Genomic DNA, 24456 nt, shown 5'->3' on the forward strand with positions numbered 1-24456 from the left:
CATGTCTGAAGTTACCCAATTTCATAACATATCACATATTTTTATTTCCTTTATAGGTGCAGTTTTACTATTAGCAATTTATTATAATATTACTAAAAGGTTTCAGCAAGTATTAGCAGAAGGAAATGTAATAAAGCGGGTAGATAAAGGCTTATTATATTTAAGTTTTGGTATGTTGGTTTGGGTAATTTCAGGTATTTGGGCATATATAGCAGGTTATTTTAGTTTTACTGAAACTGTTAGTTATCAAATAGGTGTAAATATTTTATCAACTGTTAATAATTTGTTTTGGTTGTTGGCATTGTATTATGTGTATGATGCACCAAAATTTATTTATCAGAATGAAAAAAATGTAAAAATTATAGGAATTATAATTGTAGCAGTAGCTTCATTAACCATGTTATTGTCTTTTTTTGTAGGTAAAGAGGTTTATTATGGTGTAAAAATAACGGCGGTTCCTGATGTGTTATTAACTACTTTTTTGTGTTATTTAATGGGAGTTTCTTTTTTTAGAACCTTTATGCATCGAGATTTAAAGTTAGTGGCTATTATTTCGGTCGTTGTAATTTCGTTGTTATTTGTATCACAATTATACGATGTTTTTGTTGGGTTAGATAACGATTTTGTAAACCTGATGATTCGTATTATAGCCAAAACCTCTTTGGTTTCTGTCTTTTTAGTATTGGCAACAAGTTGGGTAATTCAATTAGCGCACACTCCGAAACCTAACGAGATTCGAATTAAATTTTTAGATTGGTCTTTAATACAGTTAAGTGTACCATCTAAAGGTATTTATGAGCAAAAAATTGACTTTGGATCGAAAACAACACAGTATAAAAATTTATTAAATTTTGCGTATAGAAGAAAATTTGCTGAAGCTTCTAATCAATCTATTGTTGTAAATTCAGGAGGCGAAATTAAAAGTCAAACCTATTTAACTAGAATCGTTGATAATATAAATTCGATACTTCAGTTAGAAGAAAACGATCGATTGGAGCGCAAAGATTTAATCACGTTTATAGGCGAAAGTAAATACCGTTTACGCATTTTACCTGAGCATATATTTATTGATGAAGCGTTATTAGAAGAGTATAAGCATTAATTATAAAGTGTTTAGTTGTCCTAATAAGTTAATAAGTTTGCTTTTTGTTTTAGCGTAATTGTATTGGTTTTTTACTTCTTTTAAATTGTTTTCAATTAATTTTACTTCTCTATAATTAATTAAAAATAATGAACTTTCGCCTAACGAAAACTTTCGTTCTTCACTTTTAACGATTGTTTTGTAATCATTAACTAAGTTTTTAAGAATGATATTTTGTTTTTTATACGAGGCAATTTCTTGCTTTGTAGCTTTAATTTTGTTTAGCAATATTGTTTTTGTGGTTGCTATTTCAAAATCTAAATCTTGTATTTTTAATTTTGCTAATTTTAAATCACCTCTTGATTTTCTTAAAAATAACGGAACGCTAACTTGAAGTGAATTTTTGTAATTAGATACGTTAAAGGCATCTAGATTATCTACTTTAGCACTTAATAAATTGTATTGAAAATCAATTTTAGGTAATAAGTTGTTAACTTTTAATCGTTTATTTATTTCTAAATTTTTTCTTTTTAATTCTAATAATTTTATTTTCGGATGGTTACTTATACGATTTTCAATAATCGTATTTGATGTTGATTTTAAAAGTCCATCCATCTTATAATACGTAGTGATATCTGGTACTACTTCTTGCTTTAATTCCATCGGAATATTAGCATCAATCCATAAAAAATTAGAAAATTCTAATTTTGATTTCAAGTATTTAATGTTAGCTTTTTCTAAATCTAGTTTTCGACTTTTTAAATTAATACTCGCTTCTAAGGTATCAACAGCAGCCTTATCACCAGCTTTAAAGCTTTTAACAACATTCTTTAAGCGATTTTCTGCGTTTGCATGATAATTTTTGTAAATAGTGTGTTGTTGGTAATATTGAATCCAATTTAGATATGAGTCTATAACATCAAATAAAATATTGTTTACCAATAATTGCTGTTCTAGTTTACCTTGTTTTGTATATAGTTTGGCTTGTTTTAAGGTAGCCATTCGCTTATTGATAAATAAATTTTTAGCTAAAGGAATACTTACACCAATGTTGTATAAACCATTTTTAGGAGTTTTAAATTGAGGGTTTAAATATTGACCAGAGTTGTTTTCATAACTCGCCTTTAATTCAATACCATACCAAGTTGGTACTTTAAAAGTTGAGGTTATTTTTTTATAATAATCGGTGTTTTTAAATTCTTTTTTGTCGTAATCAACCTCAATTTTAGGGTCAAAAGCACCACGAGCTTTCATTAATTTAGCTTCGTTTTTACTGGTAATAAGTTTTGCTTGTTTTAAAATAGGGTGATGTTTTTTAACATACCCTAAGCTTTCTTCTAATGAAAGTGTGTTGATAGATTGATTTTGAGAAAAAGATATAAAACTTATAAATAGGTGTAAAAAGGATAGTTTTTTCATCATTTCTTTTTCTTTGAATTTGTGTTTTTAGGTTGGTAAAAATTAGGAGGAAAGCTATTAATTTGCCTCCATAATTCATACCAAATAGGTACATTTTCTAACAAAGCAATTGTTTTTGCTCCTGAACCAATTCTAATAGCTTTAGGCCATGGTTGTTTGTTATTGTTAGGAACGATTAAAACTCGATACTTACCATTATCGCTAATAAAATTTTCGATGGCAATTATTTTAGCTTCGTAAGTTCCGGTAGACATATTTGGCCAACCGCTAAAAATTATTGCTGGCCAGCCATCAAACTGAACCCTAACTTTTTCGTTAATATGTATTAGTGGTAAATCAATTGGTTTTATATACATTTCTACTGCTAAATCATATGTAGCAGGCATAATATTCACTAATTGTTCACCTTCTTTAAAAGTTTCACCAATACCAGACTTTATAGTTTTATTGATGTAGCCATCTTGGGGTGCAGTAACATATAATAGAGAGCTTCTTTTATTGTAATTAGCAAGATTTGTTTCTAATTTAGAAACTTGTATTGCCGTTTCATAAGCTCCAGATTTAGCAGAATATAAACTACTTTCAGCTTTTGATATTTTGTCGATATAAGAAGCTCCTATACTTGAAATAGCAATTTCAGCATTGATAATATTGTTTTTAGAAGTTAATAGTTTATTTTTTTGAGAGATAACTTTTGCTGAGTATTCTTGTAATTTAGCTTTCTTTTCTTCAACATCTTTTACCGCTTTTAAACCTTCTCTTTGTAATGTAAGTGTTCTTTCATATTGAGTTTTGGCAATGCCTTGCTTTATTGTTGCTGTTTCTAAATCAATACTATCACTAGTAACTTTTAAATAAGCTTGTTGTAATTTGTTTTTTGCTTGTTGTAATTTTAGCTTACGTTCGTTTTGTAAACCGTTAATTTGTCTTTTTAAAGCAGCTACTTTATTTGTATAAGATTTTTCTGAGAGGCTTTTAGCGTTTAATTGATTACCGGTTCTTTCAGCTAATTTGGTGTCAAAATAATTACTCTTTATTTCAGATATTCTTAAAATAGTATCTCCTTTTTTTACAAAATTACCTTCTTGAATAAACCATTCTTCGATACGTCCAGGTATTTGAGATTGTATCGTTTGTGGTCGTTGGTTGGGTTTTAATGTAGTAACATTACCGGTGCTAGTTACATTTTGTGTCCAAGGTAAAAACAAGGTTATTAAAAGTATAAGTAAAAAAAAGAGTAAAAATTTTTTAAACTTTTTATGGTGCTCTTTTCTAAAAACTCTTTTACCTGATTTTAAACTAGATAAATCTATTTGATTTGCCACCGTATTATTAGATATGTTTAACATTTTATCTGTTTAATTATTAATAATAATACCTTTTTTTAGGGTAATTTTTTTTGTGCATTTTAGTTCCCAACTATCGTTACTGCTAACAATTATTAAACTCCACTCTTGTTGAGGTTTTGTAATAAAATCAATAATTGTTTTTGCTTCATTTTTTTCAAATTGATCTAAAGGATCTTCTAAAATTAATAATTTAGGCTTTTTTATAATTGCTCTTGCTAAAATTATTTTTTTGGCAATAGTGTAGCCTATAAGTTTTCCTTCAGGTTTTAAATAAGTATCCAAACCGTAGGGTTGATTTTTTAAAAAATCGGTTAAACCTACAATAGTAAATATTGAATAAATTTCAGAATCAGTAATTGAACTATCTCCAAAAGTTATGTTTTCTCTTATAGTTCCTTTAAAAGGAGTTTCTTCTGATAAAGACAACCCTAAATTAGCTCTGTAATCATTAATCTGTATACTTGTTAATGCTAAATCGTTAACAAATATATTACCTGCTGTAGGTTTTATAAGTCCACAGATTAGTTGAATTAAACTAGATTTGCCAGAACCACTTTCTCCTTGAATTAAAATTCGATCTTTTGGATTTACTTTAAGTGATATGTTATTTAAAATTACTGAATTTTCTTTGTTCATTTTATAAGAAACATCTTGAACTTCAATTGTAAAGGGAGTTGTTTTATCTATCTTAGTTCCGTTTTGATTTTCAATAGGTTTATCAATCACTTGCCCTAGTTTTTCTATTGAGGTAAGCACATCGTAAAAAGACTCTAACCCCAAAATTAGTTTTTCAACAGAGTTAATTACTAGTAATATAATTATCTCCGCAGCAACAAATTGACCAATATTCATTTGTTGATTTAATACTAAAAAACCACCCATTAAAAGTAAGCCAGCTGTAATAATAACTTTAAAACTAATCATTTGAATGTATTGAATGATTAATATTTTAAAGTGGCTTTCTCGAGAGTTTAAATAATCATTAACTAACGCATCGCTTTTTTCTAAAGCATGTTTTGTTTTGCCTGATAATTTAAAACTGATTATTGTTCGGGCAATTTCTTGCAACCAATGTGCTACTTTATACTTGTTTTTAGATTCGTTTAAACTTGTTTCTAATCCTGTTTTTGCGGTATACTTAAAAACTACATAAATTAATACTAATAATAAAGCACCAAATAAAATAAAAAAGGCATGATAAAATGAAAGTAATAATAAGGCAAAAACAATTTGTAAAAATGCTGACGGAACATCAATTAAAACTTTTGAAATTCCTTTTTGAATTGTGAGCGTATCAAAAAAACGATTTGCCAATTCTGGCGGATAATAATTTTGCAATTCGCTCATTTTAATTTTCGGAAAACGATAACTTAGTTCTATCGATGCTCTTGTAAATATACGTTGTTGTATGGTTTCTATAATTCTAATTTGCATTAGTTTTAATACACCACTAAAAGCAACCCCTATGGTAACTAAAATTACAAGAACTATCCAAGAAGCTGAAATTTGGGCGCCTTGTAATAAATTTATAATTGCTTGGATTCCTAAAGGAAGCGATAAGGCAACAATACCTTCAAAAATAGCATAGTATGATATTTGTAAAATATCTTTTTTTTCTATTTTTAAAAGTCCTAAAAAACGTTGCCAAGGAGTTAATTTACTCTGAATCATTTGTTAATGTGTTTAATGTTAGGTCTATAAAAAATGAAGTCGGTGAAATATTATTATTGCAATTTGTTAACGTTTTAAAATGTTGTTTTATAAACTGTTGATGTAAGGCTCCTTCAATAATTGTACTTGCCAATGTTAATGGGTGTTGGTAGTTGTTATCATAAATTATAATTATATCTGCTAAACGTCTAATTACTTCTTTATAAAGCTTAAAAAAGCCTTCTTTATTTTCAATATCTACGTCTTTTGTGGAGTATGATTTTGAGTTTTCGTTAATTACAATTAAGTTTAACAAAATTTCATTAATGTGCGAAAAATTACTGTCTTGTTCGGTTGTTTTTGTAACTACTTTAATAGCTTTAATTAGTTTTTCCTTCGGATTATTAATGCTATAGGTTTCTATTACCAATTGATACTGTATCCAACCCCAGTACCATGAAGTTAAATAAATTAATAGCTTATGTTTACTTTCAAAATATCGATAAATAGAGCTTTCATTTGAACCAATTAATTTTCCTAACTTTTTAAAGTTAAAGCTTTCAAAACCAATCTCTTCTATTAATTTTATACTGTTTTCTATTATTCTTTTTCCTAAATCAGATGTTTCAGGGTCTTTAATATAGATTCCCGAAGGGATTTCAATTTTAATATTTGATAATAAATTTTTCATAAAATAAAATTACACATGCAAATATAATAGTAATACTATTAATAAAGAAAGTGTTTGTGTTAATTTAATTTTAACATGACAGTTTTTAAGAGTTACAAAAACTCACAAGCACTTATTTTTTAGTATAATAAGCCACAATGCTTTTTAATTTTATTAAAGGAAGATAGGTTTGTGAAAAATTTATTTTATGAACACACAAACATCTACGTCAAATTTTATGGGACACCCAAAAGGATTGTTATATCTTTTTTTTGCTGAATTATGGGAACGATTTTCGTTTTACGGAATGCGAGCTTTACTAGTTTTATACATGACCAAACATTTGGTATATTCAGATGAAATGTCGTTTGGAGTTTATGCTGCTTATATGTCGCTCGTATATGTAACCCCGATGATTGGCGGTATACTTGCTGATAAAATTTTAGGATTTAGAAAAGCAATCTTATTAGGCGGAGTATTAATGGCATTGGGTCATTTTTTATTAACTTTTGAGCAACCGATTTTTTTTTACGGATCATTGGCTTTGATTATTGTCGGAAACGGATTTTTTAAACCCAATATATCATCATTTGTAGGTGATTTATATGAACAAGGTGATGTACGTAGAGATGCTGGATTTACCATATTTTATATGGGGATAAATATTGGTGGAGCTGTTGCTCCTTTGGCTTGTGCTTGGTTTGCCGAAGTGTATGGTTGGCATTACGGGTTTGTATTAGCAGGAATTGGAATGTTATTTGGTTTGCTTGTTTTTCAAAGAGGACTTAAGAATAATACATTTAAAGATAAAGGGCTGGTTACTAATGAAAAACTATATAATGAAACTGTTTTTGGAATAAAAAAAGGAAATGTTATTATTATTGCCGCATTTTTGTCGGTGCCAATTTTTGCCTTAATTGTACGATTTCATCAGTTTGAACATTATTTAGTTTGGGTAGTTTCATTATTTTTAATCGCCTACATCACATATATTTTAAAAAAAGTAAGTAAAACCGAAAAGCAGCGTTTATTAGTTGCTGTATATTTTACGGTTTTGTATACACTGTTTTCAGCTATTTTTGAACAGGCAGGTAGTTCGTTAACACTTTTTGCAGATAGAAATGTGAATTTAATAGGAATGAGTGCAGCAGGTACCAATAGTATCAACTCTGGATTTATTATTTTATTAGCAATTCCGTTTTCTATGTTATGGACCTTTTTGAGTAAAGTTAATAAAAACCCTAATTCTGTAATTAAATTCGGACTAGGGGTGTTGTTTTTAGGACTTGGATTTGTTATTTTCGGCATGTCAGCAAACCAAGTAGACGCTTTAGCAAAAACACCAATGTTTTACTTAGTGATTGGGTATTTAGTGTTAACAATAGGAGAGTTGTTTTTATCGCCTATTGGTTTGTCAAAAATGACAGAATTATCGCCTACAAAATATGTTGCTTTTATTATGGGAGTTTGGTTTTCTGCAAATTTTTATGGACATTTTTTTGCAGGTAAGATAGCGAAACTAACTACTGTTTCAGAAGGTGATTTAGGTATTTTTTCAACAGGAATATTTGGAGAAATTACTCGGTTTGTTACAGGGGTATCAAGTAGTGTAGTTTTAGAAAAAGGAATTGTATTTCAACAGTTATATTCGTATGTTTCAGTATATGCAAGTTTCGGAGTTATAGCTTCGTTAGTTGGGGTTTTGGTAATTGTTTTTTCATCTCCTATAAAAAAAATGATGCACAATATTCATTAAAAAAGTAAAACACCAAAAAGCCTTTGATTAAATCAAAGGCTTTTTGGTGTTTTATAATCAAAATGGTTTACTTAAAAGTAGAAGTAATGTTTATAGTAACATCATCCCATGTTTTAGAAACACCGTCAGCACCTTTATGTAGGTCTTTACAAGCTTCATTTAAAGATGTTAATGCTTTCTCTGCACCCCAATTAGTAATTTGTAGTTTACCTGTTAGTTTAAAGGTTTTTCCGTTTAACGAGTATTTAAATGGTAGTTTTTTTGTTACTCCATTCATGGTAATGTTTGAATAGCCAATAGAATCATTTTCTAAAATTAACTTACCAGATAGCAGCTTAGTGTTGTCCATAATACCAAAAAAGAACTTCTTAATCTTAAAGTCTCTACTAGTATCTTTCGTAAATACACTACTCACAGGTATTGTAAATTCAGCATTGTTAATAGCTTCTTTAGCGGTGTTCCCTTCTCCGTTTGCAGTAATTGTAATTTTTTGAAAATGACCATTTACAGGTATTTTTTCAGTTGTTTTATAGGCTGTCCAATTGATATTATTGTCAGCATCTTGTAATATAAAAGCAGCTTTCTTTTCAACTTTTACTTCTTCTTTTTTAACAGGTGTTTCTTTTTTTGCTTCTGTTTTACAAGAAACAAAACTTCCTATGGCAGCAAATACAAATAATGAATAAATGATTTTTTTCATGGTATTTATTTTATAATTGAGTTAACTAAATTGATGTATTCTTGTTTAGCTTCATTTTCATTCATGCCCTGTAATTGAATCCAAGCATTAAATTTAAAAGCATTTCTTAAATCATGATTGTTGTTAAATGTAAATTTATCTCCTTTTACCGCCTGTTTATAGTAAGCATAAAGCTTAAGCATAATATCAGGAGGTAATTTCTCTTTTAAGCAAGAAGCTTTAAGGTAAGCTTTTCTAAATTGGATATCTATATCGTTTTCCATAAATAATGAGCAAGTAGAAAATAATTACATTATGTAATGTATATACAAATATACAAAGGGAGCTAGGAAAAACAAACTATCTAACCTATCTAATAATCCTCCATGACCTGGCATAATTATACCGCTGTCTTTTATGTTAGCTTGTCGTTTAAATTTAGATTCTACTAAATCACCTAAAGATCCAAAAACAGCAACAATAATTGCAATAATAACCCAGTTTAATATCGAAAATGAATTGCTTAATTTACCAATTAAAAAACCTGCTAAAATGGAAAAAACTAAACCTCCAATAAAGCCTTCAATTGTTTTTTTAGGAGATACAGATTCGAACAATTTATGTTTCCCAAAATTTTTACCAACTATAAAGGCAAAGCTATCATTAGTCCATATCATTAATATAATACAGATAATTACATTCGGATGATAACTGTTATCTATAAACGGTAATTTTATTAAAAAATAAAAAGGTAAAATTAGATAAATTACTTGTAAAAATAATTTTTGTCCTAATTTTTCGGTTTTTATAGGTTTTGTACTTATTAATAAATAGAGTAATATTAATAAACCCGCAAATGAAAAACCAATTAGGTTACTTGTTAATGTTTTGGGTATTTCAATAACCGATAAATATATAAATGCGGTTAAAATAAAATAGGGTAAAATATTTTTAAGTTGTAGTATTCTTGAAAATTCAAAAACACATATTACTGAAAAAATCGCCATTAATCCTATATATGATTCTTTAGAAAAAAGAATAGCAGAAATGAAAATTATAGCATAAACAAGTCCAGAAATGCTTCTTGTTATAAGGTTGCGCATAGTTTATAAATCTTCAAAGAGGAGCAAATATAAGTTTTTTGAGTTACTATTACCATAACTTAGAAAACTATCATCTTCGCTGTCAATTTTGTAGTTTGTAGTAGAGCTAATATTAGTAGGTATATTACCGCTAAAGTGAGTTTTGATACCAGTAAGTCCTTCCCCCATATTTTTTACTAACTGACTTGTGGTAGCGTATACTATAAAATGATCCGAATGAGAAGGTAGTTTGTTGCTGCCGAGTTGATTAGATGAAAATAAAATATTACCGTTATTAGCAATTAAATGTTCACAAGAAGTAAAAAAAGGAACCGATTCAGTAATATGTTGTTGGACATCTATGTTTAACTTTTGGCTTACTTTTAATAAATCATAATCTGAACACGTAATTTTGGTCCAATTATTTTCTTGTAAAATATGTTTTAGGTTATTTGATACTTCATCAATGGTAGTACAGTATAAAAATTTACCTCCTTTATTAATAAAGTTATGAACAAAAGAATCATCTAAAGATAAAATAACTTCTTGTTCGTTAATTATCTTTTCTTTAGATGACTCTTTATATGATTTATATATTTTTTTTAAAAAATTCATTCAAATAAAAACTATTCTTCAATTTTAGGATTAGCTTTCTCTTCTTTTATTTCAAAAGGTCTTTCTCCAAATACCTTTACTAAATCATCTTTAAAAATAACTTCTTTTTCAAGTAGTAATTTAGCAAGTTCATTTAGTTTGTCTTTATGTTTGCTTAAAAGTGCAATAGCTCTTTCATATTGATTTTCGATCATTTTAGAGATCTCTTCATCAATAGTTTTGGCAGTATCATCACTATAAGGTTTTACGAAAGCATCGTTTCCTGATGAATCATAAAAAGTAACATTTCCTACTTTATCGTTTAAACCATAAACAGTAACCATAGCACGGGCTTGCTTGGTAACTTTTTCTAAATCACTTAAAGCACCAGTAGATATTTTATTGAACATTAGCTTTTCAGCAGCTCTACCACCCATAGTAGCACACATTTCATCAAGCATTTGTTCGGTTTGAATAATCTTCCTTTCTTCTGGGAGATACCAAGCCGCACCTAAGGATTGTCCACGAGGTACAATGGTAACTTTTACTAACGGAGCAGCGTGCTCTAACATCCAACTAACAGTTGCATGACCAGCTTCATGAAAAGCAATAACTTCTTTTTCTTTTGGAGTAATTACTTTATTTTTCTTTTCTAAACCACCTACAATTCTATCCACAGCATCTAAAAAATCTTGATGCTCAACAGCTTCTTTGTTGTTTCTAGCGGCAATTAAAGCAGCTTCATTACATAAGTTTGCGATATCGGCACCTGAAAAACCAGGAGTTTGCTGGGCTAGTAATTCTAAATTAGCATTTTCTGCTAATTTTAAAGGTTTTATGTGTACTTCAAAAATCTCTCTACGTTCGTGTAGGTCTGGTAAATCAACATATATTTGACGGTCAAAACGACCAGCACGCATTAATGCTTTGTCTAATACATCGGCACGGTTTGTTGCGGCTAAAACAATAACATTGGTATCGGTACCAAAACCGTCCATCTCTGTTAAAAGTTGATTTAAGGTGTTTTCACGTTCATCATTACCACCTGTCATGCTGTTTTTTCCTCTAGCTCGACCAATGGCATCAATCTCATCAATAAAAATAATTGAAGGTGATTTTTGTTGTGCTTGTTTAAATAAATCTCTAACACGAGAAGCACCTACACCCACAAACATTTCTACGAAATCTGAACCTGATAAAGAAAAGAAAGGTACACCAGCTTCACCAGCAACAGCTTTCGCTAATAATGTTTTACCAGTACCAGGAGGTCCTACTAATAAAGCTCCTTTTGGTATTTTACCACCTAATTTAGTGTATTTTTCAGGTGTTTTTAAGAAATCTACTATTTCTTGAATTTCTTCTTTAGCTCCTTCTAAACCTGCTACATTTTTAAAGGTAGTTTTTACCTTGGTTCCTTGGTCAAAAAGTTTGGCTTTTGATTTACCAATGTTAAATATTTGACCACCGCCAGCACCACCGCCAGCACCACCTGACATTCTTTTCATAAAGAAAAGCCAAATAGCGATAAGTAATATAAACGGAAGGAAATCAAATAAAGTAGTTATTAAACTTGTTGGTTCGATGTTACTTCTATCAAAGTCAAGGTTTTTTTCAGCCTTTTCTTTTTTAATTTCATTTTCGAAATTTTGTAAATCACCAAAGTTATAGGTGTATAAAGGCGCACCTTTTCTGTAAAAAGGAGAGCTTGTTATTTTTTTATGTTCTTCTTTTTTTTCAGCTTCACTTTTTAAGAATACTTGCGCAACATTATTGTTTTCGATAACAATTTTTTGAATATCGTTAGCTTGTAAAATCTTATTAAATTCGTTTTTTGAAATATTACGAGACCCTAAGTTGTTTGAGTTAAAAAAACTCAATCCTAAAAGGATTACTAAAATAGGAATATAAAGCCAAAATGAATTAAATGTAAATTTTGGGGTGTTTTTTTTCTTATCACTCATAAAAGTATGTCTATATTAGTAGCAATTAAGCGGGGTTTATTTCGGTAATTTTAGCATCACCCCAAAGGCTTTCAATGTCGTAATAATCACGTACTTGTTTTTGAAAAACATGTACAACTACGTTTACATAATCCATTAAAACCCATTCGGCATTTGCTTGTCCTTCAACATGCCAAGGTTTGTCTTTTAGTTCTTTACCTACAATTTTTTGTATAGATCCAGAAATAGCATTTACCTGTGTGTTTGAATTTCCTGAACAGATTATAAAATAATCACAAACTGTATTTTCTAATTCTCTTAAATCTAGTAGCTGGATATCTTCTCCTTTTACCTCGTCAATTCCTTTTATAATCACAGCGATTAAATCGTCAGTGCTTGCTTGTTTTTTTGTCATCAAAAAAAATTAAGTTTTAAGCAAAGTTATTATTTTTTTGCGAGTAATTTGCTTAATATTGATACTTGTTTTATTCGCAAAACTTATATGAAAATAATCAAACTTGATGCCATTGATTCAACCAATTCTTTTTTAAAGGATATGGCAGCAAAAGTAAGTGTTGAAGATTTTACTGTAGTAGTAACAAAAAAACAAACATCGGGTAGAGGACAAATGAATTCTAACTGGGAGGTGATAGCAGGTAAAAACCTGACTTTTAGCGTTTTTAAACTATTTGAAAGTTTGTGTATTACTGATTATAAGTATTTAAATTATTGTGTTTCTTTAAGTGTTTATGAAGCCATTAAGTACTTAAAACTACCTCGATTAGCTATTAAATGGCCTAACGACATTATGTCAGAAAATAAAAAAATAGCGGGTGTTTTAATTGAAAATTCGTTGAGTTTAAATAAAATTAATAGTTCTATTATCGGAATTGGATTAAATGTGAATCAAGAGATTTTTTCTTCAGATTTGCCAAACGCATCTTCTATAAAAATAATTTTAGATAAAGAAATTGATTTAGATCTTTTATTAAAAAGGATTTTATTTTATATGAAAAAGAAGATTTTATTGCTAGAAAAAAAGGAATATTTAATTTTAGAAGAGGAGTATTTACGTGTTTTGTATAAAAAAAATGTTCCGAGTATGTTTAAAACAAATCAGAACATTTTATTTATGGGTAAAATCATTGGAGTATCCGCTTCTGGAAACCTTCAAATAGAATTAGCTGATGAAACGTTTAAAGAATTTGGTATTAAAGAAGTTTCGTTTGCTTAATTTATAATTTTGCAATATTTTCAGTTAAAGTATCAATGAATTTGGTTAATGGTTTTTTTACCATCATTGCCATCATAGGATTAAAATCTCCGTCAAATTTTAAAACAACCTCACTTTCATTTTCTGATACTTCATTAATATTAGCAGCTAAAGTGAAAGGTAGTTTACTACTAGCAGCACCTAAAGTGATATTAGAGTATTCGGTTTTTTCTTTCATCACCAATCTAATTTCAGGCATTCCTTTTAATCCAAAAATAAAACTATCGCCATCAACCTCAAATTTTTGAGTGTTTTCAGGCATTAATTGTTCAAAATTATCTAGTTTGTTTAAGAAGTTAAAAACCTCTTCTGTTGATTTTTTTACAACTACTTTGTTTCCTTCAATATTCATTTTTCTTATTTTTCGTTTTGTTTCCATTTACTTGGTTCAACTCTCCAATCTTCTAACATTCTTAGTTCTTCACTCGTAATGTATTGGCTGTCTAAAGCTTGCTCAAGTAAATATTCATAATTACTTAATGTAGTAAGAGCTACGTTGTCATTTTTAAAGTTTTCAGTAGCAATATCAAATCCGTAAGAAAAAATAGCAATCATACCTTTTACATTGGCATGTGCTTCTTTTAAAGCTTTTACAGCATTTAAACTACTTTTACCTGTGCTTATTAAATCTTCAATAACCACTACGTTTTGCCCGCTTTCTAAATGCCCTTCTATTTGGTTTTTTCGCCCATGTTTTTTAGGTTCAGGACGAACATATATAAAAGGTACGCCTAGCTCTTGTGCAACTAACATTCCGATAGCAATAGCTCCTGTAGCAACCCCAGCAATAACATCAGGTTTACCATGTTTTTCTTCAACCAACTTAGCAATTTCCTGTTTCAAAAAATTTCTAACTGGTGGATAAGATAATGTAACTCTGTTGTCGCAGTAAATTGGTGATTTCCATCCCGATGCCCAGTTGAAAGGTTCGTTAGGGTTTAGTTTAATAGCTTTTATTTGCAGTAAAAGTTCTGCTGTTTTTTTTCCTGTATCTTTATTAAAATCCATAGCGCAAATGTATAAAGTTTTTGTTAATGATAAACCAATAATTTTTACAACTTCAATAAAAAAATGAAGAAGATTATGTGGTTTTTATTTACAAAAATACAATTATGGATGGACTTACGCATTGGTTAAAATCAGAGAAGTTAAAAATAAATTTACCTTATGAGTTTAAATTAGATATTATAGTGAGGTAATTATGTGTAGTGTTAAATTTTAACTTAAAGTTAGTGTTGGGTTTAAATAGTTGTTTTGTAGAGGTTTTTATTGCGGTTTATTGTTTTTAATAGTATTGTTTTGATGTTGTTCTTGAATTTAATATTTTAAAAGATACTATTTGTATTTAAGTTAAAGATAAAAATATACAAACATTATCAATTTTCTACAGCGCTTTTTTTGTACCTTTCAAAATGTAAAAATAAAGTTAATGCAATTAGAAAAATCGACACTTCAATTCTTACAGGACTTAAAAGAAAACAATACTAGAGAATGGTTTGCTGAACAAAAAGATACTTTTAAAGAAGTACAAAATCAGGCAAAAGATTTTTATGCACAAATAAGAGAAAATTTAGAAAAACACGACGTAGTAGATAAATTTAAACTATTTAGAATTTACCGAGATGTACGATTTTCGAAAGATAAAACACCGTATCAACCCCACTTTGCAGGTTCTTTTTCAAGAAAAGGAAAACATTTAAGAGGTGGGTATTATTTACGTATTCGCCCAGGAGAAAGCTTTTTAGCGGGCGGATTTTGGGAACCTAATAAAGAAGATTTATTACGTATACGTAAAGAAATAGAAATGGATGCTTCTGATTTTAGAGATATTCTAAAAGATCCTGAATTTGTACAGCTTTTTGGAGGTAAATTTGAAGGAGCCGAGTTAAGATCAGCTCCAAGAGGATTTGATAAAAGTCATCCAGATATTGATTTATTACGTAAAAAAGGATTTATTGCAGTTCGTAATTTTAGTGATAAAGAAGTGTTATCAAAAGATTTCTTATCAGAAATAAACAGGTCATATAAAGCTTTACGACCGTTTTTTAATTTAATGAGCGATGTGTTAACTACTAATTTAAATGGCGAAAGTTTAATTTAAACGAAATTTAACTTCCTTTCTTAAATATATATAAGTTACAAAAGTAGCTAAAACATCAGCAATAGGAAAAGACACCCACACACCCAAAACACCATAAAATTTAGGTAAAAAATATACCAATGGAATTAAGAAAAAACCTTGTTTTAACAAGGTTAAAATTAGCGCTGGTAACGCTTTTCCTGCGGCTTGAAAATATGCAGATCCGATTAATTGTATAGTAATAACAGGTGTTGCTAAAAAGACTATAATTAAAGCATCTGTAGTAAGGTTTTGTAAATTGATATCATCAGTAAACAAAGCAACCAATTCAGTAGGAAAAAACATTATAAATATAAAAATAAGTGTTGCTATTGCTGTTCCGAAAGCAATGGCTATTTTAATACATTCTTTTACTCTTTTAATATCTTTTGCTCCGTAGTTATAGCCAGCAATAGGTAAGAATCCTTGCATAACACCTAACACAGGAAAGAGTGAAAACATCATTATTCTATTGATAATTCCATATACGGCAATTGATATTTCTCCTCCGTATATAAATAAACTGTAGTTTAAGATAATTATTAAAATACTTATGGTTCCTTGCCTGATGATGGTAATTCCACCCAACGAAATGATTTCTTTTAATATATCTGAATCAATAATAAAATACTTAGGAATAATTTTTAAATCCGTATTTTTTGATAAAAAGAACCACAGTATGAATAAACCGCTAACAGCATAGGAAATAGAAGTTGCTAGCCCAGCTCCATACATTCCTAGTTCCATAAATTTTATAAACATAATATCTAAAATAATATTTATAATTGCGGGAAAAATCATGGTAAACATAGCATAGTTAGGTTTTCCTACAGCTCTTGCAACAGGATTTCCCATCATGGCAAAAGCTAAAAAAGGGATTCCCCAAACAATTACATTAAAATATTCGGTAGCAGGAGTTACGATAGTACCTTTGGCTCCAAATAATTGCAGCACAGGAAAACTAAAAAAAGTGCCGATAATTACAAATACAACGGATAAAGAAACAGTTAAACTAATTTGATTTCCAAATACTTTAAAAGCTTTTAAAGAATCACCTTTACCTAAAGCTCTTGAAATGATAGAACTGCCTCCGATACCAATTCCCATACCTATAGAAGAAATTAAAAAAGCAATTGGTAAAACCACTGTAATTGCAGCTATTGCCATCATATTAATCCAACGACCTACAAAAATGGTATCTACAATCATATTTAAAGACATTACTAAAATTCCTATAGAAGCCGGAATTGCTTGCTTTAAAAGAAGTTTACTTATCTTTTCGGTACCAAAATTGTTTGTAATTTTATTCATGTATGATTTAAAAGGTTCGAATATCAACAATATTACGATACCAATGCAAAATCAGGAGTGGTTTTAAGTAATAATTAACATCAATCGCGTAATTTTGTTAAATGAATTTTTACGAAAAAAAATACACAGTAACTTCAACTGAAATTGATGAATATAAACATGTAAATAATGTAGTTTATGTAAAATGGATGCAAGAAGTATCATCTGAACATTGGGCGTTATTGATAAGTAATATTCCAACACCAGACTATGTTTGGTTTGTAATTAGACACGAAATAGATTATAAAAAACAAGGTGCCTTAGGAGATGAAGTAATTATAAAAACTTGGGTTGGTGAAACTGCGGGTATAAAATCAATTCGCCATTTTGAAGTGAGAAGAGGTGAAGATATTTTGGTAAAATCACAAACGATATTTTGTTTGTTAGATGCCAAAACTCAAAAACCCAAAAGAGTAACTAAAGAAATAACAAACTTACTTTTAGGCAAAAAATAAGCAATATCTTTGCATTTATAAATAAATAAGATGACAACATTTACAGCATTAGGCATACGAAAAGAGTATGTTAAAGGATTAAAAGAGTTAGGTATAAACACACCTACTGAAGTACAAGAACAAGCAATACCTTATTTATTACAAAATAATGCTGATTTTGTGGGGTTAGCACAAACAGGTACTGGTAAAACAGCAGCTTATGGATTACCTGTTTTACATAAAATTGATGCATCAAAAAATACTACCCAAGCCTTAATATTATCACCAACGAGAGAATTGGTGCAGCAAATAAAAAAACAATTATTTAAGTTTACAAAATATGTTGATGCTAAAATTTTTGTAGAAGCAGTATATGGTGGAGAAAAAATTGATAGACAAATTAACAATTTAAAAAGAACTACACATATAATAGTAGCCACTCCTGGAAGGTTAATCGATTTAATTGAAAGAGGAGAGGTTAATTTAAAAGATATCAATACTTTAGTACTTGATGAGGCTGATGAAATGTTAAGTATGGGGTTTAAATTAGAGTTAAATCGTATTTTAAAATACACTTCAGGAACTAGAAAAACATGGTTGTTTTCAGCAACAATGCCAGATGAAATAAGAAGTATCATCAAAAAATATATGAATGCCTCAGCAAAACAAGTAGAAGTAAATAAAAACGCTTTAGTAAATGCTAATATAACCCATCAATTTGTACAAACTACAATTCCTGAAAAGGTAGATGTTATCATTAAGTTTTTAGATAAAAGGCAAGCAGAAAGAGGAATAATTTTTGCTAGAACAAAAGCAGGTGTTCAAAAATTAACCAAACAACTTAAAGAAGAAGGTTTTTCGGTAGATGCCTTAGAGGGTGATATGATGCAAAAAGAACGTGATAAAGTAATGCGTGCTTTTAAAAAAGAAAATATTCAAATTTTAGTATCAACAGATGTTGCAGCAAGAGGTATAGATGTTCAAAATTTAGGTTTTGTATTACATCATCAATTGCCAGAAAAATTAGAGTATTATACGCACAGAAGTGGAAGAACGGCAAGAGCTGGTAAAAAAGGAGTTTCGTTAGTATTAATTCTTAATAATGAAAGAAATAATATAAAAGAAGCTGAAAGAACGTTACAAATACAATTTTCTGAAATAAATATATAGTGGAAATTATTTACATCTTAGATTTGGCAGGTACATTTGCCTTTGCTATAAGTGGTGCTTTGGTTGCAATTAAAAAAGATTTTGATTTATTTGGAGTTGTTATTATCGCTTTTGTTACCGCAGTTGGTGGAGGTATGATTCGCGATGTTCTAATTAATGCACACCCTATAAATTGGATTGGTGATATTAATTACATCTGGACGATATTAATAGCTGTTCTAGTAACTTTTTTATTTAGAAGTAAAATAGCACCACTTCGAAAAACCATGTTTTTGTTTGATACTATTGGTATAAGCGTATTTACTTTATTGGGATTACAAAAGGGGTTAACCTATAATTTACATCCTTTTGTATCTTTGGTTATGGGAATGTCATCTGCGGTAATGGGCGGGGTTACACGCGATGTTTTAACCAACGAAATTCCGTTAATATTTCATAGAGAAATTTATGCGTCAGCATGTTTGGCAGGGGGAGTAGTTTATTTGATTTTAAATAATTTTCAAATAAATGAAGATATTCAATTTATTATAGCAGCTTCAGTAATTATTGTCATTAGAACCATAGCTGTTAAATATGAATTAGAATTACCACGAGTTAAAAAAGATGTATTAAATAATTTTTAACGTTATGAAAAAGTTAGTATTTGAAGACTTAGCAAAACTACACTCTATAGAAGGTAAAGAATTACCGGTAGGAAATTGATTTACTGTTACCCAGCAAATGATTAATGATTTTGCAAATGCTACGTTAGATAAACAATGGATTCATGTTGATGAAGAAAAAGCAGCTAAATATTCACCTACTAAAACAACCATCGCACACGGATTTATGTCTGTAGCCATGTTATCGGAATTAATTTCTGATTTGACAGAAATAAAAAGTGTAAAGTTGGGGTTAAACTACGGGTTAAATAAAGTTCGTTTTCCTAACTCCGTTCCTGTTAATAGTAAGTTACGCTTGGTAAGTTCGCTTAAACAAATAGAAGATTTCAATAACGGAAAAAAACTAACTTTTAATTGCTTAATAGAAATAAAAGGGCAAGAAAAACCAGCTTGTGTTGCTGAATTTATTTTTGTTTTAATTGAATAAAAAGCTGCCTTAATTTTACAAGACAGCTATAAGAAAAATTAGGTTAAGAAAGCAAACCGTTAGCTTCACTTTTTTTGGTATACCATAGTATAAAAACAGCAAAACCTATTATCATAATAGGCATTATAACTGCGCCAAGACCATAAACATCTAAAGCACCGCTCATAAAAACATTATAAAACATTTGTATTACAATTGCTATTAAAGAAACTAAAAAAATAGGTTTGGCTATTTTTTTTCGAAGTAATAAGAAAACACTTCCTAAAGCTCCACCAAAAACCGCAATAGCAAATGCTCCCATTACCCAAGAAGGAGTATTTAAAGCCATTTCTAAAACTTTTTCATCAGGATACATCGCTTTAAAAACATCGGTATTATATGCTTGTTGTAAATATTGATTTACGCCCATAGCATTCCATAATACCGCAATAATACCAATTACCCAAAACCATATAGTAGGTTTGTTTGAAGTTGTCATAAGTTTAAAATTTTAGTTAGTTTTATTTAAAAATAATGATAAACTATTATATAACAAAATTATGAGTAAAATCGATCAATCATAAAAAAGTGTTAAACTACAAACAAATTGTAACAATTAAATAAATACATCGTCATATATGTAAGTAATTACTTAATAATTTATTTTTAGTAATTAATTAGTTTTTAATAGTTGATTGAAAAAGGCTCGGAATTTTAAAATCCCGAGCCTTTTGAATTGTATAAAGATAATAGTTGTTATTTTCTTACTAATTGCGCCATGTAAAATCCGTCAAAACCAAATTTATGCGCTAATACTTTATTGTCTTTTACAAGTGTAAAATCTTTTCCATCTTCAGAGGCTAAAAATATTTTAACCTGATCTTGATTTTCAGATGGTAATACTGAACAAGTAGCATAGACTAATTTACCTCCAGGTTTTACCATTCTTGAGTAGCGTTGTAAAACATCTTGCTGAATTTCTTTAATATTATCTATAAATTCAGGTTGTAATTTCCATTTACTATCAGGGTTTCTACGGATAACTCCTAAACCAGAACAAGGTGCATCAATTAAAACCCTATCAGCTTTACCATATAATTTTTTAATTACTTTGGTAGAGTCAATTACTTTTAAATTGATATTACTAACACCATTTCTACGCGCTCTAATTTTTAGTTTTTTCAATTTACTTTCGTAAATATCCATCGCTACAATTTGCCCTTTGTTTTTCATTAAGGCAGCTAAATGTAATGTTTTTCCCCCAGCACCAGCACAAGTGTCAATTACTTTCATACCAGGTTCAACATCTAAATACGAAGCTACTAATTGTGATGAAGCATCTTGTACTTCAAAATATCCTTTATGAAAAGCTTCGGTTTTAAAAACGTTGGCACGTTCAACTAGGCGCAGTGCGTCGTCACAACCGTTAATAAATTCGGTTTCAATGCCTTCTTGTTTTAAATCTTTTTGGAGATTTTCTTTAGATATATTTAAGGTGTTGGTACGTAAAATAACATCGGCACGTTTGTTTAAGGCTGCAATTTCTTTTGTCCAAACAGCTTCGCCTAATTCTTTAACACCTAATTCATCAATCCAATCAGGAATAGATTCTCTATATTTTCTGGTTTGAGAAAGTTCATCAAACTTCCCTTTAATTCGTCTAGTAGGGGTTTCTTTAATTTGGTTCCAATCTGGTAATTTAATACCTCTTAACACACACCAAACTACTAGTAAACGCCATAAATCGGGTCTTGAATACGGTGTTTTTACATTGGCAATTTCACCATACAAACGTTTCCATCGTACAATATCATAAATAGTTTCGGCAACAAATTTCCTGTCACGTGCTCCCCATCTTTTATCTCTCTTTAACGCTTTTTCAACAGCCTTATCAGCATAAACATCTTCATTAAAAATATCGCGTAAACTATCAATAACTGCGTAAACTAAATTTCTATGTAATCTCATTTGGTGAATTTAAGAGTGCAAAGATAGTTGATTTTAATGGGTTTTTGTATTTTCGTTTTTAATGAATTTAAATCATCCCATAACATATATAAAAGGCGTAAGTGTTGCCAAGGCAGAATTGTTGTTTACCGAGTTGGGTATAAGAACATGTAGCGATTTATTGCATCTTTTTCCGTTTCGTTATATCGATAAAACTCAGTTTTATACCATTAATCAATTACAGCAAAATTCAGCCGAAGTTCAAATAGTGGGTAAGATTGTTGGAGTAAAGGAGGTGAAACAAAAACGTGGCAGTAGGTTAGTAGCTACTTTTTCTGACACTACTGGGTCGTTAGATTTAGTTTGGTTTAAGGGCGCTAAGTGGATTAAGGATAGCTTAAAAATAGGTGTTCCGTATGTAATTTACGGAAAATTAAACTGGTATAATAATACCGCCAACATGCCACATCCAGAAATGGAAACGGTAAAAGAATATAAAAGTAAGTTACAAATGGCTATGCAACCTGTATACCCATCCACTGAAAAATTAAGTAATAAAGGATTTAGTAATAAAGTTTTACGAGGGTATATTCAAAACTTATTTAAACAAGCATTCGGGGTAATTGAAGAATCATTTCCGACGTATCTATTAACCGAAAATCAATTTTTAGGAAAAAAAGAAGCCCTTTTAAATATTCATTTTCCTAAAAGTCAAGAATTATTAGCCAAAGCACAATACCGATTAAAGTTTGAAGAGCTGTTTTTTATTCAGCTACAATTATTGCAAAAAAAACTCATCAGAAAATCAAAAATTAAAGGGTATGTTTTTGATAAAGTAGGAGATGATTTTACTAATTTTTACAATAATTATTTACCTTTTGATTTAACTAATGCCCAAAAAAAAGTTTTAAAAGAAATACGAAAAGATATAGGTTCGGGCGCACACATGAATCGTTTACTACAAGGTGATGTTGGCTCGGGTAAAACTATTGTTGCTTTGTTAACTATGTTAATAGCAATTGGTAATGGTTACCAAGCAACTATAATGGCGCCAACTGAAATTTTAGCCATTCAACATTATAACGGAATTGTAGAGCTATTATCAGAAACGAATATAAAAGTAGATTTGTTAACAGGATCTGTTAGAACTAAAAAACGACGTGAAATTCATGCGGGTTTAGAAGACGGATCTTTACATATTTTAATAGGGACCCATGCAATTTTAGAAGATAAGGTTCAGTTTAAAAACTTAGGGATTTCTATTATTGATGAGCAGCATCGTTTTGGAGTAGCACAGCGATCTAAAATGTGGCAAAAAAACGAGTTGCCGCCGCATGTTTTAGTAATGACAGCTACACCAATTCCACGAACTTTAGCAATGTCGGTGTATGGAGATTTAGATATTTCTGTTATTGATGAATTACCACCTGGGCGTAAAGAAATTAAAACGGTACATCGTTACGATAGTAATCGCTTAAGTGTTTTTAAGTTTTTAAAAGATGAAATCGATAAAGGACGGCAGGCTTATGTGGTGTATCCGTTAATTCAAGAATCTGAAGCAATGGATTATAAAGATTTAATGGATGGGTATGAAAGTATCGTTCGTGATTTTCCGTCGCCTAAATATCAAATAAGTATTGTACATGGGCAAATGAAACCTGCCGATAAAGAATATGAAATGAATCGTTTTGTTAATGGGGAAACTCAAATAATGGTAGCAACAACGGTTATTGAAGTAGGTGTAAATGTACCCAACGCATCTGTAATGGTTATTGAAAGTGCAGAGCGTTTTGGTTTAAGTCAATTGCATCAATTACGAGGTAGAGTAGGGCGTGGTGCTGAACAAAGTTATTGTATTTTATTATCAAGTTATAAGTTATCATCAGACGGAAAAACACGTTTACAAACTATGGTAGAAACTACTGATGGATTTAAAATAGCAGAAGTTGATTTAAAACTCCGTGGTCCAGGTAATATCATGGGAACCCAACAAAGCGGGGTGTTAAACCTTAAAATTGCTGATGTTGTAAAAGACAGTGCTGTTTTACAAAAAGCACGACAAACTGCTGTTAATGTATTAGAAAAAGACCCTAATTTATCTAAGCCAGAAAATGCTAGTTTATTAAAAGTATATAGTCAAATACAAAAAACAAGCGGACTTTGGAGTAATATTAGCTAAGTGTATATGAATGTAAAAAAGAAAAACAAACAACCTTGGCCAACCAAAAAAGCTATGGAACAGGTGTATGAAATGAAACTTTGGGGCGATAATAAAACTGAGTTTTATTCAGGCGAAGGTTCTCATGATTTATTAATAACCGAACCATATATAAAGGCAGTAACAACATTTTTAATGTCTTTTAATAAACCAATTACTGTATGTGATTTAGGTTGTGGCGATTTTAATATAGGTAAACAATTAGTAAAATATACACATAAATACATTGGAATAGATATAGTTACCGATTTAATAGCTTATAACAAAGAACATTTTAAAAATTCAAAATTAGATTTTCATTGTCTTGATATCTCAAAAGATACGTTACCAACTGCCGATTGTATTATAATAAGACAAGTTTTGCAGCATTTGTCTAATGCTGAGGTTTTAAAAGTTGTACAAAAGTTGCAAAATTTTAAATATGTTATTGTAACCGAACACTTACCAGAAGGAAATTTTACTCCAAATAAAGATATTATTTCAGGACAAGGGATTCGACTAAAAAAACAAAGTGGAATTAATTTACTAGCTCCACCATTTAATTTTAAGATAAAAGAAGAAAAAAAATTGGTAAACAATGTTTTAAGTAATGGTAAAGGAGTTATTGTTACAACACTTTATCAGGTTTTTTAAAAAGTTAATTTTATTATTTTTTAA

Annotated in this window: 24 protein-coding genes and 1 pseudogene; 10 read left to right on the forward strand and 15 right to left on the reverse strand. The window is 29.7% G+C overall.

The annotated features are described in order from the left end of the window. Position 1: 1 nt before the first annotated feature. Positions 2–1102: a hypothetical protein gene (locus tag BA195_RS12660; RefSeq protein ID WP_068706031.1), complete on the forward strand. Its 1101-nt coding sequence runs from the start codon at positions 2–4 to the stop codon at positions 1100–1102. Here the strand turns inward: BA195_RS12660 and BA195_RS12665 are convergent, their stop codons facing one another. The 4 genes from BA195_RS12665 to BA195_RS12680 are packed head-to-tail and all read right to left on the reverse strand — an operon-like array spanning position 1103 to position 6190. After that, positions 1103–2503 carry a TolC family protein gene (locus BA195_RS12665; protein ID WP_245662354.1) on the reverse strand — a complete coding sequence of 467 codons (1401 nt, stop codon included), beginning with the start codon at positions 2501–2503 and terminating at the stop codon, positions 1103–1105. Then, positions 2500–3849, reverse strand: coding sequence for an HlyD family secretion protein (locus tag BA195_RS12670; protein ID WP_068706032.1), 1350 nt, complete (start codon positions 3847–3849; stop codon positions 2500–2502). The genes BA195_RS12665 and BA195_RS12670 overlap by 4 nt, the downstream gene beginning before the upstream one ends. Before the next feature lie 9 nt (positions 3850–3858). Further along, positions 3859–5520, reverse strand: a complete 1662-nt coding sequence (locus BA195_RS12675) for a peptidase domain-containing ABC transporter (RefSeq protein ID WP_068706033.1) — start codon at positions 5518–5520, stop codon at positions 3859–3861. Continuing rightward, complete coding sequence (locus BA195_RS12680; RefSeq protein WP_068706034.1) at positions 5507–6190, reverse strand: TetR/AcrR family transcriptional regulator; 684 nt, start codon at positions 6188–6190, stop codon at positions 5507–5509. The genes BA195_RS12675 and BA195_RS12680 overlap by 14 nt, the downstream gene beginning before the upstream one ends. Before the next feature lie 187 nt (positions 6191–6377). On the opposite strand from BA195_RS12680, the gene BA195_RS12685 reads away from it, so the two are divergent. Further along, entirely contained in the window at positions 6378–7925 is a 1548-nt protein-coding gene (locus tag BA195_RS12685; protein ID WP_068706035.1) for a peptide MFS transporter, read from the forward strand. A 67-nt stretch (positions 7926–7992) separates the two neighbouring features. Here the strand turns inward: BA195_RS12685 and BA195_RS12690 are convergent, their stop codons facing one another. The 6 genes from BA195_RS12690 to rsfS are packed head-to-tail and all read right to left on the reverse strand — an operon-like array spanning position 7993 to position 12635. After that, on the reverse strand, positions 7993–8625 hold the full coding sequence (locus BA195_RS12690) for a YceI family protein (RefSeq protein ID WP_068706037.1): 633 nt from the start codon (positions 8623–8625) through the stop codon (positions 7993–7995). 5 nt (positions 8626–8630) lie between these two features. Next, complete coding sequence (locus BA195_RS12695) at positions 8631–8888, reverse strand: acyl-CoA-binding protein (RefSeq protein ID WP_068706039.1); 258 nt, start codon at positions 8886–8888, stop codon at positions 8631–8633. Between the two features lie 24 nt (positions 8889–8912). Next, positions 8913–9707 carry a phosphatidate cytidylyltransferase gene (locus BA195_RS12700; protein WP_068706042.1) on the reverse strand — a complete coding sequence of 265 codons (795 nt, stop codon included), beginning with the start codon at positions 9705–9707 and terminating at the stop codon, positions 8913–8915. A gap of 3 nt (positions 9708–9710) precedes the next feature. Beyond that, complete coding sequence (locus BA195_RS12705) at positions 9711–10301, reverse strand: hypothetical protein (RefSeq protein ID WP_068706044.1); 591 nt, start codon at positions 10299–10301, stop codon at positions 9711–9713. An 11-nt stretch (positions 10302–10312) separates the two neighbouring features. Continuing rightward, positions 10313–12241 (reverse strand): ATP-dependent zinc metalloprotease FtsH, encoded by a 1929-nt coding sequence (gene ftsH / locus BA195_RS12710; RefSeq protein ID WP_068706046.1) that lies wholly within the window; start codon positions 12239–12241, stop codon positions 10313–10315. A gap of 25 nt (positions 12242–12266) precedes the next feature. Next, positions 12267–12635: a ribosome silencing factor gene (gene rsfS, locus BA195_RS12715; RefSeq protein ID WP_068706048.1), complete on the reverse strand. Its 369-nt coding sequence runs from the start codon at positions 12633–12635 to the stop codon at positions 12267–12269. An 87-nt stretch (positions 12636–12722) separates the two neighbouring features. Between rsfS and BA195_RS12720 the strand changes: the two genes are divergently transcribed. Further along, positions 12723–13454, forward strand: coding sequence for a biotin--[acetyl-CoA-carboxylase] ligase (locus tag BA195_RS12720; protein WP_068706232.1), 732 nt, complete (start codon positions 12723–12725; stop codon positions 13452–13454). 1 nt (position 13455) lies between these two features. On the opposite strand, the gene BA195_RS12725 is transcribed toward BA195_RS12720, so the two are convergent. Further along, entirely contained in the window at positions 13456–13845 is a 390-nt protein-coding gene (locus BA195_RS12725; protein WP_068706234.1) for an orotate phosphoribosyltransferase, read from the reverse strand. 5 nt (positions 13846–13850) lie between these two features. Beyond that, positions 13851–14501, reverse strand: coding sequence for an orotate phosphoribosyltransferase (pyrE, locus tag BA195_RS12730; RefSeq protein ID WP_068706050.1), 651 nt, complete (start codon positions 14499–14501; stop codon positions 13851–13853). A 421-nt stretch (positions 14502–14922) separates the two neighbouring features. Between pyrE and BA195_RS12735 the strand changes: the two genes are divergently transcribed. Continuing rightward, on the forward strand, positions 14923–15594 hold the full coding sequence (locus tag BA195_RS12735; protein ID WP_068706051.1) for a DUF2461 domain-containing protein: 672 nt from the start codon (positions 14923–14925) through the stop codon (positions 15592–15594). Here BA195_RS12735 and BA195_RS12740 read toward each other — a convergent pair. Then, the gene (locus BA195_RS12740) at positions 15586–16923 is read right to left on the reverse strand and encodes an MATE family efflux transporter (RefSeq protein WP_068706053.1); all 1338 of its coding nucleotides are present in this window, start codon (positions 16921–16923) and stop codon (positions 15586–15588) included. The two genes, BA195_RS12735 and BA195_RS12740, sit on opposite strands and share 9 nt — an antisense overlap. 101 nt (positions 16924–17024) lie before the next feature. Between BA195_RS12740 and BA195_RS12745 the strand changes: the two genes are divergently transcribed. The 4 genes and pseudogenes from BA195_RS12745 to BA195_RS12760 all read left to right on the forward strand — a co-directional run. Then, on the forward strand, positions 17025–17417 hold the full coding sequence (locus BA195_RS12745; RefSeq protein WP_068706055.1) for an acyl-CoA thioesterase: 393 nt from the start codon (positions 17025–17027) through the stop codon (positions 17415–17417). 30 nt (positions 17418–17447) lie between these two features. Further along, positions 17448–18566 (forward strand): DEAD/DEAH box helicase, encoded by a 1119-nt coding sequence (locus tag BA195_RS12750; protein ID WP_068706057.1) that lies wholly within the window; start codon positions 17448–17450, stop codon positions 18564–18566. A gap of 23 nt (positions 18567–18589) precedes the next feature. Further along, entirely contained in the window at positions 18590–19189 is a 600-nt protein-coding gene (locus tag BA195_RS12755; protein WP_420882852.1) for a trimeric intracellular cation channel family protein, read from the forward strand. A 94-nt stretch (positions 19190–19283) separates the two neighbouring features. Further along, positions 19284–19655, forward strand: a pseudogene (locus BA195_RS12760) (MaoC family dehydratase); the annotation flags it as partial. A gap of 43 nt (positions 19656–19698) precedes the next feature. Here BA195_RS12760 and BA195_RS12765 read toward each other — a convergent pair. Together BA195_RS12765 and BA195_RS12770 are read right to left on the reverse strand one after the other, a co-directional pair. Next, positions 19699–20133: a hypothetical protein gene (locus BA195_RS12765; protein ID WP_068706061.1), complete on the reverse strand. Its 435-nt coding sequence runs from the start codon at positions 20131–20133 to the stop codon at positions 19699–19701. Positions 20134–20390: 257 nt separating this feature from the next. Further along, a complete protein-coding gene (locus BA195_RS12770) occupies positions 20391–21602 on the reverse strand; it encodes an RsmB/NOP family class I SAM-dependent RNA methyltransferase (RefSeq protein WP_068706063.1) in 1212 nt (403 codons plus the stop codon). A gap of 61 nt (positions 21603–21663) precedes the next feature. Between BA195_RS12770 and recG the strand changes: the two genes are divergently transcribed. Then, entirely contained in the window at positions 21664–23760 is a 2097-nt protein-coding gene (gene recG, locus BA195_RS12775) for an ATP-dependent DNA helicase RecG (protein ID WP_068706065.1), read from the forward strand. A 6-nt stretch (positions 23761–23766) separates the two neighbouring features. Beyond that, complete coding sequence (locus BA195_RS12780; RefSeq protein WP_068706067.1) at positions 23767–24432, forward strand: class I SAM-dependent methyltransferase; 666 nt, start codon at positions 23767–23769, stop codon at positions 24430–24432. Positions 24433–24456: the final 24 nt, after the last annotated feature.

The sequence above is a fragment of the Tenacibaculum soleae genome (genome assembly GCF_001693415.1).
Classification (GTDB): domain Bacteria; phylum Bacteroidota; class Bacteroidia; order Flavobacteriales; family Flavobacteriaceae; genus Polaribacter; species Polaribacter soleae.